Annotated in this window: 18 protein-coding genes; 15 read left to right on the top strand and 3 right to left on the bottom strand. The window is 66.2% G+C overall.

Annotated elements, in window-relative coordinates; translation table 11 throughout:
- The 6 genes from ubiE to IE100_RS03765 all read left to right on the top strand — a co-directional run bounded on the left by ubiE (window position 1) and on the right by IE100_RS03765 (window position 4,194).
- Window positions 1-735 carry a bifunctional demethylmenaquinone methyltransferase/2-methoxy-6-polyprenyl-1,4-benzoquinol methylase UbiE gene (gene ubiE / locus IE100_RS03790; protein ID WP_189372811.1) on the top strand — a complete coding sequence of 245 codons (735 nt, stop codon included), beginning with the start codon at window positions 1-3 and terminating at the stop codon, window positions 733-735.
- Window positions 735-1,259 (top strand): M15 family metallopeptidase, encoded by a 525-nt coding sequence (locus tag IE100_RS03785; RefSeq protein ID WP_189372810.1) that lies wholly within the window; start codon window positions 735-737, stop codon window positions 1,257-1,259. The genes ubiE and IE100_RS03785 overlap by 1 nt, the downstream gene beginning before the upstream one ends.
- Entirely contained in the window at window positions 1,256-1,582 is a 327-nt protein-coding gene (locus tag IE100_RS03780) for a DMT family transporter (protein WP_189372809.1), read from the top strand. Before IE100_RS03785 ends, IE100_RS03780 begins: the two co-directional genes overlap by 4 nt.
- A complete protein-coding gene (locus IE100_RS03775; RefSeq protein WP_229800211.1) occupies window positions 1,582-2,166 on the top strand; it encodes a ubiquinone biosynthesis accessory factor UbiJ in 585 nt (194 codons plus the stop codon). The genes IE100_RS03780 and IE100_RS03775 overlap by 1 nt, the downstream gene beginning before the upstream one ends.
- Window positions 2,167-2,177: 11 nt before the next feature.
- Window positions 2,178-3,704: a ubiquinone biosynthesis regulatory protein kinase UbiB gene (ubiB, locus tag IE100_RS03770; protein WP_189372808.1), complete on the top strand. Its 1,527-nt coding sequence runs from the start codon at window positions 2,178-2,180 to the stop codon at window positions 3,702-3,704.
- Between the two features lie 136 nt (window positions 3,705-3,840).
- Window positions 3,841-4,194, top strand: coding sequence for a carboxymuconolactone decarboxylase family protein (locus tag IE100_RS03765; protein ID WP_189372807.1), 354 nt, complete (start codon window positions 3,841-3,843; stop codon window positions 4,192-4,194).
- Between the two features lie 57 nt (window positions 4,195-4,251).
- Here the strand turns inward: IE100_RS03765 and IE100_RS03760 are convergent, their stop codons facing one another.
- Window positions 4,252-4,593: a GlpM family protein gene (locus IE100_RS03760; protein ID WP_189372806.1), complete on the bottom strand. Its 342-nt coding sequence runs from the start codon at window positions 4,591-4,593 to the stop codon at window positions 4,252-4,254.
- Window positions 4,593-4,961: an Mth938-like domain-containing protein gene (locus IE100_RS03755; protein ID WP_189372805.1), complete on the bottom strand. Its 369-nt coding sequence runs from the start codon at window positions 4,959-4,961 to the stop codon at window positions 4,593-4,595. The genes IE100_RS03760 and IE100_RS03755 overlap by 1 nt, the downstream gene beginning before the upstream one ends.
- Before the next feature lie 141 nt (window positions 4,962-5,102).
- On the opposite strand from IE100_RS03755, the gene IE100_RS03750 reads away from it, so the two are divergent.
- The 9 genes from IE100_RS03750 (at window position 5,103) to IE100_RS03710 (ending at window position 13,762) form a co-directional block, all read left to right on the top strand.
- Window positions 5,103-6,332, top strand: a complete 1,230-nt coding sequence (locus IE100_RS03750; RefSeq protein WP_189372804.1) for a pyridoxal phosphate-dependent aminotransferase — start codon at window positions 5,103-5,105, stop codon at window positions 6,330-6,332.
- Between the two features lie 128 nt (window positions 6,333-6,460).
- Complete coding sequence (locus IE100_RS03745; RefSeq protein ID WP_189352562.1) at window positions 6,461-7,771, top strand: homoserine dehydrogenase; 1,311 nt, start codon at window positions 6,461-6,463, stop codon at window positions 7,769-7,771.
- On the top strand, window positions 7,764-8,108 hold the full coding sequence (locus tag IE100_RS03740; protein ID WP_189372803.1) for a hypothetical protein: 345 nt from the start codon (window positions 7,764-7,766) through the stop codon (window positions 8,106-8,108). Before IE100_RS03745 ends, IE100_RS03740 begins: the two co-directional genes overlap by 8 nt.
- A 5-nt stretch (window positions 8,109-8,113) precedes the next feature.
- On the top strand, window positions 8,114-9,520 hold the full coding sequence (thrC, locus tag IE100_RS03735) for a threonine synthase (RefSeq protein ID WP_189373100.1): 1,407 nt from the start codon (window positions 8,114-8,116) through the stop codon (window positions 9,518-9,520).
- Between the two features lie 129 nt (window positions 9,521-9,649).
- Complete coding sequence (gene flgA, locus IE100_RS03730) at window positions 9,650-10,330, top strand: flagellar basal body P-ring formation chaperone FlgA (protein WP_189372802.1); 681 nt, start codon at window positions 9,650-9,652, stop codon at window positions 10,328-10,330.
- A gap of 75 nt (window positions 10,331-10,405) precedes the next feature.
- Window positions 10,406-10,690 (top strand): flagellar biosynthesis anti-sigma factor FlgM, encoded by a 285-nt coding sequence (gene flgM / locus IE100_RS03725; RefSeq protein ID WP_189372801.1) that lies wholly within the window; start codon window positions 10,406-10,408, stop codon window positions 10,688-10,690.
- A gap of 6 nt (window positions 10,691-10,696) precedes the next feature.
- Window positions 10,697-11,164 (top strand): flagellar export chaperone FlgN, encoded by a 468-nt coding sequence (gene flgN, locus IE100_RS03720; RefSeq protein WP_189372800.1) that lies wholly within the window; start codon window positions 10,697-10,699, stop codon window positions 11,162-11,164.
- 63 nt (window positions 11,165-11,227) lie between these two features.
- Entirely contained in the window at window positions 11,228-12,142 is a 915-nt protein-coding gene (locus IE100_RS03715; RefSeq protein WP_189372799.1) for a CobD/CbiB family protein, read from the top strand.
- Between the two features lie 108 nt (window positions 12,143-12,250).
- On the top strand, window positions 12,251-13,762 hold the full coding sequence (locus IE100_RS03710; protein ID WP_189372798.1) for a DEAD/DEAH box helicase: 1,512 nt from the start codon (window positions 12,251-12,253) through the stop codon (window positions 13,760-13,762).
- 61 nt (window positions 13,763-13,823) lie between these two features.
- On the opposite strand, the gene IE100_RS03705 is transcribed toward IE100_RS03710, so the two are convergent.
- Window positions 13,824-14,534, bottom strand: coding sequence for an alanyl-tRNA editing protein (locus IE100_RS03705; RefSeq protein ID WP_189372797.1), 711 nt, complete (start codon window positions 14,532-14,534; stop codon window positions 13,824-13,826).

Raw genomic sequence — 14,534 nt, 5'->3', positions numbered from 1 at the left:
ATGGACAAGCAGACGCACTTTGGTTTCAAGACCGTCGACGAGAGCGAAAAGGCGGGCAAGGTCGCCGAGGTGTTCCACTCGGTGGCACAGAAGTACGACGTGATGAACGACCTGATGTCCGGTGGCCTGCACCGGGTGTGGAAGCACTTCACGCTGACCACCTCCGGCGTGCGCGCCGGTGATAAGGTGCTGGACATCGCCGGCGGCACCGGCGACCTCGCGCGCGGCTGGGCCAAGCGCGTCGGCAAGAGCGGCGAAGTGTGGCTCACCGACATCAACAGCTCGATGCTGACCGTCGGCCGCGACCGGCTGCTGGACGAGGGCCTGATCCTGCCGGTGTCGCTGGCCGACGCCGAGAAGCTGCCCTTCCCGGACAACTACTTCAACGCGGTGTCGGTGGCCTTCGGCCTGCGCAACATGACGCACAAGGACGCGGCGCTGAAGGAGATGTGCCGCGTGCTGAAGCCGGGCGGCAAGTTGTTCGTGCTGGAATTCTCCAAGGTGTGGAAGCCGCTGTCGCCGTTCTACGACTTCTACTCCTTCAAGGCGCTGCCGGTGATGGGCAAGCTGGTGGCCGGCGACGCCGACAGCTACCAGTACCTGGCCGAATCCATCCGCATGCACCCGGACCAGGAAACGCTGAAACAGATGATGCTGGACGCCGGTTTCGGCCGCGTCGACTACCACAACATGACCGGCGGCGTGGTCGCGCTGCACAAGGGCGTCAAGTTCTGATGACGGACGAGCTGGCCGCGCTCAACGCCACACTCGGCATCGACGTGCAAACGTTGGCCGCACGCGGCCTGACGCCGTTCGCCGAGGCGACGACGCTGGTGCTGGCGGAGCGCAACGCCAGCGGTCGCGAGTTCGAGCTGACGCCGTCCGCGGCCGCGGCGTGGCTGGCGATGCGCGACGCCGCGGCCGCGGACGGGGTGACGCTGCAGCTGGTGTCGGCCTTTCGCAGCATCGCGCGCCAGCACGAGATCGTCGCCGCCAAGCTGGCGCGCGGCCAGAGCCTGGACGCGATCCTGCAGGTCAGCGCCGCGCCCGGCTTCAGCGAGCACCACACCGGCCGTGCCGTCGATATCGGCACCCCGGACTCGCCGGCGCTGGAAGAAGCATTCGAGCAGACGCCGGCCTTCGCCTGGCTGCAGGCCAATGCCGCCCGCTTCGGCTTCGTGCTGAGCTTCCCGCGCGGCAACGCCTGCGGCTACCTGTACGAACCGTGGCACTGGTGCTACCGACAGGAGACGGCATGAACCCGTGGCTGATGCTGGCGCTGGCGATCGTCACCGAGGTGATCGCCACCAGTTCGCTGAAGCTGGCCGCCGGTTTCACCAAACCGCTGCCGTCGCTGCTGGTGGTGCTCGGCTACATCGCCTCGTTCTGGCTGCTGTCGCAGGTGCTGCTCAGGCTCGATCTCGGCGTGGTGTACGCCATCTGGTGCGGGGTCGGCATCGCGGTGGTGGCGACGGTGGGCGTGCTGCTGTTCGGCGAGAGCCTGTCGCCACTGCGCATCGCCGGGCTGCTGGCGATCATGATCGGCACCATCTTGTTGAGTTTGTCGGGCAAAGGACCTTAATGATGCGTATCCGCGTGGCGGCTTTCAATCATCTGCTGAACCAGCATCCGGCGCAGCGCGCCGAGCTCGCGCAGTTCGCCGGGCGCCGCATCGGCATCGTGCTGCCGCCGCTGGACGTGCACGGCGTGGTCACCGAGGAGGGCTGGCTGGCGGTGTGCGAGGGCGGGGCCGAGGCCACGCTGCGCTTGAAGCACGGTGTGGCACTGGCGCAGCTGTCCGGCCGCGCGCCGGACCTGGCCGACGTGCTGCTGGAAGGCGATACCGAACTGGCGGCCAACGTTGGCCGCATCGTGCGCCAGCTGAAGTGGGACGCCACCGAAGACCTGTCGCGCGTGGTCGGCGACATCGCCGCGCAGCGGCTGCAGGGCTTTGCCCGCGGCCTGTTCGGCATCAAGGGCGAGATCGGCGGCCGCCTGCTGGAAAACTGGCTGGAGCACCTGCGCGAGGAAAGCCCGCTGCTGGCGCGCAAGGACAGCGTTCAGCAGTTCGTGCGCGCGGTGGATACCCTGCGCGACGACGCCGAACGCCTGGAAAAACGCCTCGCCCATCTCGAAGCCCTGGCGCAAGCCAGCAACCGGAACTGACTTCCCCCATCATGCGGATTGCCCGTTTTAGCAAAATCGTTGCCACGTTTTACCGTTTCGGTCTCGACGAATTCCTTGCCGGTCGCGCGCGCGTCGGCTTCATCCACCGCCTGTGCCAGCTGACGCCGCTGCCGCGCGACCTGTCGGCGCCGTTGCCGCAGCGCGTGCGGCTGGCGCTGGAGGCGCTGGGGCCGATCTTCGTCAAGTTCGGCCAGGTGCTGTCCACCCGCCGCGACCTGCTGCCGGAGGCGTACGCCGACGCGCTGGCCCACCTGCAGGACAATGTGCAGGCCTTCGACGGCGCCATCTCGCACCAGGTGATCGCACGCAATCTGGGGCGGCCGGTGGCGGAACTGTACGCCGAGTTCGACGACGTGCCGGTGGCCAGCGCCTCGGTGGCGCAGGTGCACCGCGCGCGGCTGCACGGTCGTGACGGCCAGCCGGGGCGCGCGGTGGCGGTGAAGGTGCTGCGCCCGGGCATCCTGCCGGTGATCGAGCAGGACCTGGCGCTGATGCGGCTGCTGGCGCGGCTGGTGGAGCGCTTCCTGCCGGACGGCAAGCGGCTGAAGCCGCAGGAGGTGGTGGCCGAGTTCGACCGCCATCTGCACGACGAGCTGGACCTGATGCACGAGGCCGGCAACGCCAGCCAGCTGCGCCGCAACTTCACCGGCTCCGACATGCTGCTGGTGCCGGAAGTGTTCTACGACTACTCGGCGCGCGAGGTGCTGACGCTGGAGTGGATGGACGGCATTCCGGTGGGGCAGATCGAGCGCCTGCGCGAGGCCGGTGTCGACCTGAAGAAACTCAGCCGCTTCGGCGTCGAGATCTTCTTCACCCAGGTGTTCCGCCACGGCTTCTTCCACGCCGACATGCACCCGGGCAACATCTTCGTCGCCGCCGACGGCCGCTACATCGCGCTCGACTTCGGCATCGTCGGCAGCCTCACCGAGTCCGACAAGCACTACCTGGCGGTGAACTTCCTCGCCTTCTTCAACCGCGACTACCACCGCGTTGCCACCGCGCACATCGAATCCGGCTGGGTGCCGAAAGACACCCGCGCCGAGGAGCTGGAAGCGGCGGTGCGCACGGTGTGCGAGCCGATCTTCGACAAGCCGCTGTCGCAGATCTCCTTCGGCCTGGTGCTGCTGCGCCTGTTCGAGACCAGCCGCCGCTTCAACGTCGAAATCCAGCCGCAGCTGGTGCTGCTGCAGAAGACGCTGCTCAATATCGAGGGCCTCGGCCGTCAGCTCGATCCCGATCTCGACCTGTGGGACACCGCCAAGCCCTTCCTGACCAAGTGGATGAACGAGCAGATCGGCTGGCGCGGCCTGCTGCGCACGCTGAAGCACGAGGCGCCGGAGTGGGCGACCACGCTGCCGGCGATCCCGCGCAAGCTGAACGAGGCGCTGTCCGGCAAGAGCACGGAGCTGGTGGTGCAGGGCTACATCCAGCTGATGCGCGAACAGAAAACGCAAAACTTCCTGCTGAAGCTGATCGCGCTGTTGCTTGGCGCTCTGCTGCTGCGCGACCTGCTGTAACGCGCACCGATCCCGCTCCATCCACAAGCCGCCCACGGGCGGCTTTTTTGCGGCCAAGGTTGGCCGCCGGCTTGACCTTGCGAATTAAATATATAAATATATATAACGTAAATTATTTAACTGTCAGGGGAAGAGCATGAGCCACAACTATCAGGAACTGACCGCCGCGCTATCGGCCAAGCTGGCCGAATTCCGCAAGGAAATGCCGGACACCATGCGCGGCTTCGGCCAGATGAGCCGCAGCGCGCACAGCGACGGCGCGCTGGACAACAAGACCAAGGAGCTGATCGCGCTGGCCATCGGCATCGCCGGCCGCTGCCAGGGCTGCCTCGCCTTTCACGGCAAGGCACTGGTGGAACTGGGCTGCACGCGCGCGGAATTCATGGAGATGCTGCAGGTGGCGGTGTACATGGGCGGCGGACCGTCGCTGATGACGGCGGCGGAGGCACTGCTGGCCTACGAGAGCTTCGGCGGTGAGCGTGCCGGCTAGCAGTAGTGCGGGGGCTGGCGGGCGTGATCGGCTGGCTTGCGGCCAACCCTGGCGGCCTCAGCCCGTCAGCCGCGCCCAGCCCCACAGCAGCAGCGCGGCGGCCAAAAGCCAGGCGAGGGTGGCCAGCAGCAGCGTCGGCAGCAGCGCGGTGCGGGTGCTGAGCCAGTACACCGCCAGCAGGTACAGCGCGTAGGGCAGCAGCGACCACAGCCCGAACAGCGCGGTGCTGCGCAGGGCCTGCGCGTCGCGCTCGCTGCCGACGATGTAGTGCGCGATCAGCGCGAAGGTGGGAAACAGCGGCACCAGTCCGGCGATGTAAAAGGCGCGCGACTGCGACAGCAGCGCGATCAGCAGTACCGCCAGCGCGCCGAGGCTGCACTTGGCGAACAGCGCCAGCATCAGTCCTGCAGCAGCGCGGCGACCACGCCGCGGCCTTCGGCCAGCAGGATGTTATAGGTGCGGCACAGCGCGGCGGTGTCCATCACCTCGACGCCGATGCCGGCATTGGTCAGCGCCGCGTAAAGCCTCGGGTGCGGAAAGCGCAGCTTGCGGCCGGTGCCCAGCAGCACCAGTTCCGGCTGCAGCGCCAGCACCGCAGCGAAGTCGGCGTCGCTGAAATCCTCGAAACGGGCCGGGCGCCACGGCGTGATGCTGTCGGCGGTGACGATCAGGCTGCCCTCGTGGCGTACCTTGTTGATCTCGACATGGCCGGCGCCGGAGGCGGTGAACAGGTTGGATCCGGCGGTGTCGGCTTCGTGAAGTTTCATGATGTCATCCTGGCGTGAGAAGCTGGTGCAGTGCACCACGTATTGGGATAGGATTATACCTTGCCCGCAAGCGGTGCATGCCCTGCATTGCGCTTGCGACATATCGTGAACCGACACCCCCAGCCAGTGGTAACAGTGCCCATGCAGCCTATCCAGAAATCACAAAAACTCGCCAACGTCTGCTACGACATTCGTGGCCCGGTACTCGAACACGCCAAGCGCATGGAAGAGGAAGGCCACCGCATCATCAAGCTCAATATCGGCAACCCGGCGCCATTCGGCTTTTTCGCCCCGGACGAGATCATCGAAGACGTGATCGCCAATCTGCAGAATGCGTCCGGTTATTGTGATTCCAAGGGCCTGTTCGCCGCGCGCAAGGCGATCATGCACTACGCGCAGCAAAAGCACATTCCCAACGTCGGCATGGAAGACATCTACATCGGCAACGGCGTGTCCGAGCTGATCGTGATGGCGATGCAGGCGCTGCTGGACAACGGCGACGAGGTGCTGGTGCCGGCGCCGGACTATCCGCTGTGGACCGCAGCGGTGAGCCTGGCCGGCGGCCGCCCGGTGCACTACCTGTGCGACGAGGCCGAGGGCTGGATGCCGTCCATCGCCGACATCCGCGCCAAGATCACGCCGCGCACCAAGGCGCTGGTGGTGATCAACCCCAACAACCCGACCGGCGCGCTGTACCCGGACCACGTGCTGCAGCAACTGGTCGAGGTCGCCCGCGAGTTCGGCCTGATCCTCTACGCCGACGAAATCTACGACAAGGTGCTGTACGACGGCGCCACCCACACCTCCATCGCCTCGCTGGCGCCGGACCTGCTGGTGTGCACCTTCAACGGCCTGTCGAAGAACTACCGCGCCTGCGGCTACCGCGCCGGCTGGATGATCCTCGCCGGCGAAAAGCGCCACGCCAAGGACTACATCGAGGGCCTGAACATGCTGGCCTCGATGCGCCTGTGCGCCAACGTGCCGGCGCAGTACGCGATCCAGACCGCGCTGGGCGGCTACCAGAGCATCGACGACCTGGTGGCGCCGGGCGGACGCCTGGCGCGGCAGCGCGATCTGGCCTGGGAGCTGCTGACCGCCATTCCCGGCGTGAGCTGCGTCAAGCCGCAGGGCGCGCTGTACCTGTTCCCGCGCCTGGACCCGGCCATCTATCCGATCGAGGACGACCAGCAGTTCATCCTGGAGCTGCTGCAGCAGGAGCGCGTGCTGCTGGTGCAGGGCAGCGGCTTCAACTGGGTGGCCCCCGATCACTTCCGCGTCGTGTTCCTGCCTAATAGCGACGACCTGATCGAAGCCATTGGCCGTATCGCACGTTTTCTGGAAAACTACCGCAAACAGCACGGTACCGCCTGATCGTGATGCAAAGGGGAGCCGCGGGCTCCCCTTTTTGCGCGCGGCAGGACGCCCAGTACGGCTAATCAAGGTTGGCCGCACTGGACGCCTTGCGCCAGGGACAAATCAATAACACTTTGGAGTTCAGCATGAAACCGATCAACATTGGTCTGATGGGAGTGGGGACAGTCGGTGGCGGTACCGCCACCGTATTGAAGCGCAACGCGGAAGAGATCAGCCGCCGGGCCGGACGCGAGATCCGCCTGTTCATGGCCGCCAACCGCGATCTGGCGCGCGCGCGCGAAGTCGTCGGCGACGGCGTGCCGCTGGTCGACGACGCCTTCCAGGTGGTCAACCATCCGGAAGTCGACATCGTGGTCGAGCTGATCGGCGGCGACACCATCGCCAAGGAGCTGGTGCTCAAGGCCATCGACAACGGCAAGCACGTGGTCACCGCCAACAAGAAGCTGCTGGCGATGCACGGCAACGAGATCTTCGCCCGCGCGCAGGAAAAGGGCGTGATGGTGGCGTTCGAGGCCGCGGTAGCCGGCGGCATCCCCATCATCAAGGCGTTGCGCGAAGGCCTGTCCGCCAACCGCATCGAGTGGCTGGCCGGCATCATCAACGGCACGTCCAACTTCATCCTGTCGGAAATGCGCGAAAAAGGCGCCGACTTCGCCGACGTGCTGAAAGAGGCGCAGCGTCTGGGCTACGCCGAAGCCGACCCGACCTTCGACGTGGAAGGCCACGACGCCGGCCACAAGCTGACCATCATGGCGGCGATCGCGTTCGGCATCCCGATGAACTTCGACAACTGCTACCTGGAAGGCATCAGCCAGCTGGAAGGCAAGGACATCCAGTACGCGGAAGAGCTGGGCTACCGCGTCAAGCTCTTGGGCCTGACCCGCCGCACCGACAAGGGCGTCGAGCTGCGCGTGCACCCGACGCTGATCCCGGAAGACCAGCTGATCGCCAACGTCAACGGCGTGATGAACGCGGTACTGGTGCGTGGCGACGCTATCGGCCAGGCGCTGTTCAACGGCCCGGGCGCCGGTGCGCTGCCGACCGCGTCGGCGGTGGTGGCCGACATCGTCGATGTCGCACGCCTGCTGACCTCCGATCCGGAACACCGCGTGCCGCATCTGGCGTTCCAGCCGGACCGGCTGCAGAACCTGCCCATCCTGCCGATGGGCGAGGTGGTCAGCAGCTACTACCTGCGCATCCAGGCCGCCGACCGCGCCGGGGTGATGGCCGACATCACCCGCCTGCTGGCGGAAAACAACATCTCGATCGAGGCGCTGATCCAGAAGGGCTCCGCCACCGACGGTTCCGCCGAGATCGTGATCCTGACCCACCGCGTGGTGGAGAAGTCCGCCAACAAGGCGATCGCCGCCATCGAGGCGCTGGACAGCGTCGCCGGCAAGGTGGTGCGCCTGCGCATGGAAGAGCTGAATGGCTAAGGGTGGCTGGCTGCTGTTGCTGCTGCCGGCGCTGGCTTGTGCCGGCAACGTCGCCAGTGATGGTGCTGGCGCGATTCCGCGCCAGCCGGTGATACAACTGCTGACCGCCGCCTGTCTGGCCAAGGCCGGGCAGGAACCGCTGCTGAAAAGTCTGCTCAGCAGCCCGGCGGCGGCCAGCGCCTACTGCGGCTGCGCCGGCGAGCGCATCGTCGGCGGCCTCAGCGACGGCGAATTGATGGATGCAGTCAGCAAGGGCAAGGGCGTGGCGCAGGATCCGGTATGGAAACGGCGCCTGCTCAATGTCGGACTGCAATGTCTGGATCAACTGGTTAAATGAACAACATGCGATACATCAGCACCCGTGGCGGCATGGCGCCGCTTGAATTCTCCGACACCATCCTGATGGGCCTGGCTCCGGACGGCGGTCTGGCGCTGCCGGAAAGCTACCCGCAGATCACGCGCGCGCAGCTGGACGCCTGGCGCGGCCTGTCCTACGCCGATCTCGCCTTCGAGATCGTCAGCCTGTTCGCCACCGACATCCCGGCGGCCGACCTCAAGGACATCCTCGACCGCACCTACACCGCCGAGGTGTACGGCAGCGCAGCCATCACCCCGGTGAAGCGCTTGCACGACGGCCTGGTGATCCTGGAGCTGTCCAACGGCCCGACGCTGGCGTTCAAGGACATGGCGATGCAGTTCCTCGGCAACCTGTTCGAGTACGTGCTGGCGAAGAAGGGCGAGCAGCTCAACATCGTCGGCGCCACCTCCGGCGATACCGGCTCGGCGGCCGAATACGCGATGCGCGGCAAGCAGAACATCAACGTGTTCATGATGAGCCCGGACGGGTTGATGAGTACGTTCCAGCGCGCGCAGATGTACAGCCTGCAGGATGCCAACATCCACAACATCGCCATCCGCGGCATGTTCGACGATTGTCAGGACATCGTGAAGGCGGTGCAGAACGATCACGCCTTCAAGGCCAAGTACAAGGTCGGCACCGTCAACTCCATCAACTGGGCGCGCATCGTGGCGCAGGTGGTGTACTACTTCAAGGGCTACTTCAACGCGACGCAAAGCAATGACGAACAGGTCAGCTTCTGCGTGCCGTCCGGTAACTTCGGCAACGTCTGCGCCGGTCACATCGCGCGCCAGATGGGGCTGCCGGTGCAGCGCCTGATCGTGGCCACCAACGAGAACGACGTGCTGGACGAGTTCTTCAAGAGCGGCAAGTACGCGCCGCGCGGCACCGCCAATACCTGGGTCACCTCCAGCCCGTCGATGGACATCTCCAAGGCGTCCAACTTCGAGCGCTTCATCTTCGACCTGGTCGGTCGCGACGGCGACAAGGTCAAGGCGCTGTGGGCCGAGGTCGATAGCGGCAAGGGCTTCGACCTTGCGGCCAACCTTGGCGCGGTGCGCGAGCGCTTCGGCTTCGTGTCCGGCAAGAGCACGCACGCCGACCGGCTGGCCACCATCCGCACGGTGGATGCCGAGGACGGCATGGTGGTGGACACCCACACCGCCGACGGCATCAAGGTGGCGCGCGAAGTGCGCCTGCCGGGTGAAACCATCGTCTGCCTGGAAACGGCGCTGCCAGCCAAGTTCGCCGACACCATCCGCGAGGCGCTGAACCGCGACGCGCCACGCCCGGCCGGCTTCGACGGCCTGGAAGACCTGCCGCAACGGGTGACGGTATTCGATGCCGATGCCGCCGCGGTGAAGGCCTATATCGAACGGGCGCTGAACTGAGCCTGTCCGCTCCTGTCGCCTCCCGGCCCCTGCCCAATGGCAGGGGCTTTTTGTTGCCCATGGAGCGGTGCGGCAGCGTAGGGCGGCAAGCGTTTTTGCAAGGCAGGATGACGCGGGTACAATGGGCGGATGATGCGAAACCCATTGTTGTACGGCCTGTTGCTGCTCAGCCAGTTCGCCAGTGCCGCCGGCGTGCAGGACCTGCGCCAGCTGGAGCAGGTGGCCAGGGCGTTTGCCGAGTCGGACGCCGGGGGCGACGGCTTCCGCTACCAGGCTGGCAAGGCCGATCCGCGCTTGCGCCTGCCGGCCTGTGCGCAGCCGCCTGTGGCCGCCTGGCCGGGCGGGCAGAAACCGCCGTTCACGGCACTGGAGTTGGCCTGTGCTGGGCAGGGCTGGCGCATCCTGTTGCCGGTGACGGCCAGCCAGCTCAGCGTCGGCTACGTCACCACGCGGCAGCTGCGCGCCGGCGAGGTGCTGCAGGAGACGGATATCAAGCTGGCCCCGGTCAGCAACCGCGCGCTGGCGCTGCAGGCGGTGCGCGATCCGGCGCTGCTCGTGGGCAAGGCGCTGCGCAGCACCCTGCCGGCCGGCAGCCTGTTGCGCGAAAGCCAGCTGCGCCTGCCGCTGGTGATCAAGACCAACCAGCCGGTGCGGGTGCTGGTGCAGGGCAGCGGCTTCACCATCGGCAGCGACGCGGTGGCGCTGGGCAATGCCGCCGTCGGCGAACGGCTGAATGTGCGGGTGCCGTCCGGCAAGGTGATCTCGGGCGTGGTACAGGAAGATCTGAGTGTGCTGATCGCGGCGCCCTGAAAAAATAGTCAAGTTTTTGGATTTTCAGGCGATAATGACTTCAGATTACAAAACTTTTTGTCGGGCGGGTGACATATGAAAATCGACAATTCGGGCAAGGTGGCTGCGGCCTACGGCGCGCCGGTGCGTGCTGCCAAGAAGGAAGACGTCGCCACCAAGGCGTCGGGTGCCGCGTCGCACAGCGAAAGCGTGGCGATCAGCTCGCAGGGTCTCGCCAAGGCGGCGCAAACGGCCGAGGCTTTCGATGCGGACAAGGTTGCCGCCATCAAGGCCGCCATTGCCGCCGGCGAATTCAAGATCAATCCGGAAGCCATCGCCGACAGCCTGATCGCCAGCACGCGCGAGCTGCTGGCCGGCTGATAGCGGATGATGCCAAACGAACTGTTTTTACAGCAGTGCCAGCAGGAAACGGCGGCACTGCATGCGCTATTGTCGCTGCTGGAAGAAGAGCAGCGCGCGATCGTGCGTTTTGACGCGCTGAAACTGGATGCCTGCGCCGTCAGCAAGCAGCAGCAACTGCAGCTGCTGCAGGACAGCAAGGCGAAGCGCCTGGCGCTGCTGGCCGCGCACCAGCTGGACGGCAAGACCGCCTTCCTCTCGTGGCTGTCTGCCGCCGAGCCGGCGTTGCAGCAGGCCTGGATGGCGCTGGAGCACGAGCTGGCCAAGGTGCAGGCGCTGAACGACAGCAATGCCGCGATGGCGGCGGAACGCATGACCTTTGCTACCGAGACGCTGACCGCGCTGCGCGAGGAAGCCAAGGCCATCGACGGCTACGGCCGCGACGGCAACTTCGCCACCACGCTGGCCGCGTCGCGCCGTCTGGGTTCTGCCTGACAGCGTTTGTTGTTTTTGTGTTATCTTCCCTCGCGAGTTCATCTCTTGCGTCTGCGTTAATTCATGACCCTGATCTCCCTTATCGTTGCACTGGCACTGGAACAATTGCGCCCCCTGGGTAACCGTAACCGGGTATGGCGCGTGTTTACCCGTTACGCCAACCATCTGGAACGCACGCTGAATGCCGGCTACAACCGGCACGGCGTACTGGCCTGGGTGGTCGCGGTGCTGCCGGTGGTGGCGGTGGTGATGGCGGTGTACTACGCGCTGTACCAGGCCAGCCCGCTGTTTGCCCTGCTGTGGAACATCCTGGTGCTGTACCTGACCATGGGCTTCCGCCATTTCTCGGGTTCGTTCTCCGAAATCGCGCTGGCACTGGGCGAGGGGCGGGATTTTGACGCACGCAAGGAGCTGGCACGCTGGACCAACCAGCCGACCTCCGAGCTGTCGATCGAGGAAGTCTCGCGACTGGCGATCGAGCAGGGTGTGCTGGACAGCTACCGCCACGTGTTCGGCACCATGTTCTGGTTCGTGCTGCTGCCCGGTCCGGCCGGTGCCGTGCTGTACCGTACCACGCAGATGCTGGCGCAGAAGTGGGGCGCCCGCGACGACGACCTGTTCGGCCGTTTCTCGCGCCGTGCCGGCGAGTGGCTGGACTGGATACCGGTGCGCCTGACCGCGGCCAGCTTTGCGGTGATGGGCGACTTCGAGGACGCGGTGTACTGCTGGCGCTCGCAGGCCAAGACCTGGGGCAACTACGCGACCGGCATCCTGCTGGCCTCGGCGGCCGGCGCACTGGGCGTCAAGCTCGGCGATCCGCTGCGTCAGGACTACACCGTGAAATACCGCCCGGAACTGGGTGTCGGCGACGATGCCGATCCCAACTACCTGAAGAGCGCCGTCGGTCTGGTATGGCGGACCGTGCTGCTGTGGCTGTTCGTGGTGTTGCTGATCAGCGTGATCTCATTCTTTGGCTGAACCCAGCCTGTTGCTGCGCCGCCAGTGTTGGCGGCGCTTCGCTTTTTAATTGATTATTGAACGGGGCCGGGGCGCAGTAGCGGCGCCAGCCCTGATGGAGTTCCCGACATGTCTTTTGCCGAACTGGGTCTATCGCCCGAAATCCTGCGGGCCGTAGATGAACTGGGGTACAGCGAAGCCACCCCGATCCAGGCCAAGGCGATTCCGCTGGTGTTGTCCGGCCGTGACCTGTTGGCCGCGGCGCAGACGGGTACCGGCAAGACGGCGGCCTTCCTGCTGCCTATCCTGGAGCGTCTGAAAAAATTTGCCAATCCCAGCGTGTCGCCGGCGATGCACCCGGTGCGCGCGCTGATCCTGTCGCCGACGCGCGAGCTGGCCGACCAGATCGGCGTCAACGCCAAGGCCTACACCAAGCACCTGCCGCTGCGCAGCACCACCATCTACGGCGGCGTGAACATGGATCCGCAGACGGCGGAACTGCGTCGCGGCATCGAGATCGTGATCGCCACGCCGGGCCGCCTGCTCGACCACATCCAGCAGAAGACCATCCAGCTGAACAAGGTCGACGTGCTGGTGCTGGACGAGGCCGACCGCATGCTGGACATGGGCTTCATCCAGGACATCCGCAAGATCATGTCCCTGCTGCCCAAGCAGCGCCAGACCCTGCTGTTCTCCGCCACCTTCGCGCCGGAGATCAAAAGGTTGGCCGCAGACTTCATGCACGACCCGCAAACGGTGGAGGTGGCGCGCCAGAACTCCACCAATGCCCAGGTCGAGCAGCTGGTGTATGCCGTCGACAGCGGCCGCAAGCGCGCGCTGCTGTCGCACCTGATCCGCGAACGCGAGATGAGCCAGGTGATCGTGTTCTGCAAGACCAAGATTTCCGCCGACCAGCTGTCGCGCGACCTGAAGCGCGACGGCCACGCCGCCGAGGCCATCCACGGCGACAAGGCGCAGAGCGCGCGCCTGGAAACGCTGAACAGCTTCAAGAGCGGCGAGGTGAAGGTGCTGGTGGCCACCGACGTGGCCGCGCGCGGTCTCGACATCTCCGAGCTGCCCTTCGTGGTCAACTACGAAATGCCGAATTCGCCGGAAGACTACGTGCACCGCATCGGCCGTACCGGTCGTGCCGGCGCCTCCGGGGTGGCGATCTCGCTGATGTCGCCGGACGAGGTCAAGCAGCACGAAGCCATCGAGAAGCTGACCCGGCAGACGCTGCCGCCGCAGACCGTCAGCGGTTTCGAGCGCCGCGAGTCGTCCGCCGCCGACAGCGGCTTCGGCAGCCGCAATGCCGGCCGCGAGCGCAGCGACGCGCGGCCAGTGCGCGAGCCGCGCGCCGAGCGCAGTGAGCGTCCCGAGCGCAGCGAACGCCCGGAACGCAGCGAGCGTCCCGAGCGCAGCGAACGCCCGGAACGCAGCGAGCGTCCCGAGCGCAGCGAGCGTGCGCCGCGCGACAATCCGCACCGCGACAGCAGCCGCCAGCGCGAGCAGCGCGATCCGCAGGAAGGCCTGAAAGTGGCGCGCGCCGGCGTGATCGGCGGCCGCGTCCTGCCGCAGCGGCAGCGTGAGGTGCCGGCACTGCTGCTGCCGCCGCGTTACAAGGTGAACCAGGAGCGCTAAGCCCCGCGGTTCCGTCCCCACCCGCGCAAGCCGTTTGCGCGGGTTTGTTTTTCCGGCGTGCCTAGTCGGCGAGGGCGATCACCACCCGCTTGTTGCGCGCGCCCTTGCTTTCGATCTTTTTCACCAGCACGCGGCCGATTTCGCCGGTGCGGGCGACGTGGGTGCCGCCACAGGGTTGCAGGTCGACGCCGTCGATCTCGATCAGGCGGATTTCCGGCAGGTGCAGCGGCGGCGTCACCGACATGGTCTTGATCAGCTCGGGCTGTGCCTGCAGCGCGGCGCCGCTGGTCATTTTCACGCTGACCGGCAGATCGCGCGCGATCAGCTCGTTGAGCGCCTGCTCGATGGCCTGCGGCTCCAGTTGCATGCCTTCCGGCAGGTCGAAGTCGAGGCGGCCGCCGTCGGCGCTGAGGTTGCCGCCGGTGACGCCGGCCTTGATCACCACCGATAGCAGGTGCAGGCAGGTGTGCACCCGCATGTGGCGGTAGCGGCGCGCCCAGTCCAGCGTCAGCGTCAGCGGCGTGCCGGGCGCCAGCAGCGGCGCGTCGGCGTCGAACTGGTGCACGATGCGGCGGCTTTCCTTGTCGCGGCGGGTGTCGTGGACGGCCAGCTGGCGGCCGTCGGCCAGCGTCAGCGTGGCGCGGTCGCCGGGCTGGCCGCCGCCCAGCGGGTAGCACAGGGTGTCGGCCAGCACCAGGCCGTGGGCGTCGTGCTGCAGTACCTGGGTGTCCAGCGTGCGCTGGTAGGCGTCGAGATTGAATTGTTCGGACAT

Source organism: Vogesella alkaliphila, assembly GCF_014652475.1.
Classification (GTDB): domain Bacteria; phylum Pseudomonadota; class Gammaproteobacteria; order Burkholderiales; family Chromobacteriaceae; genus Vogesella; species Vogesella alkaliphila.
The sequence above is the reverse complement of the archived record's forward strand: the minus strand, read 5'-3'. Positions and strand labels throughout refer to the sequence as shown.